This window comes from Pseudoalteromonas fuliginea, assembly GCF_000690055.1.
Classification (GTDB): Bacteria; Pseudomonadota; Gammaproteobacteria; order Enterobacterales; family Alteromonadaceae; genus Pseudoalteromonas; species Pseudoalteromonas fuliginea.
This window is the reverse complement of the sequence record NZ_JJNZ01000187.1, coordinates 1-403: the sequence shown is the minus strand read 5'-3', so window position 1 is coordinate 403 and position 403 is coordinate 1. Positions and strand designations below refer to the sequence as shown.

Below are 403 nucleotides of genomic sequence, written 5' to 3'. Positions count from 1 at the left end.
CTACCGCTTACTACTGAAAACGTAAAAGACCATTGGGTGCAGAAAGCAAATGCTCGCGTTAAGTTTGGTTTGCTGATTTCTACTGAAAACATGGACGGCTCTCCAATTGTCGACCAGTTCGGTGAGCCATCATCTAACCACATTAACTTCGTTCGAGGCTTCGCTTATGACCGTGCGAGGATGGTGCAGCAAGGGCAACAGCAGCAAAGCGAGCCAGCGCAACAGGCACAGCAACAGCAGCAAGCAACACAAAATGAAGATATTGCCGCAGGTCACGCTGGCGACGACGACATCGATTTTTAATCTTTAGGCAAACCAATTAACAATGCCGCTTTCGAGCGGCTTTAAATTAAGCTTTTACTTTTGATTGTTCTGTGCGACAATATCATAAAAAGTAAGGGCT

Annotated in this window: 1 protein-coding gene; it reads left to right on the top strand. The window is 45.9% G+C overall.

The features are described 5' to 3' along the window. The coding region (locus DC53_RS22235; RefSeq protein ID WP_033032500.1) for a hypothetical protein at window positions 1–303 on the top strand (303 nt) is incomplete at its 5' end. Between the last annotated feature and the right edge of the window lie 100 nt (window positions 304–403).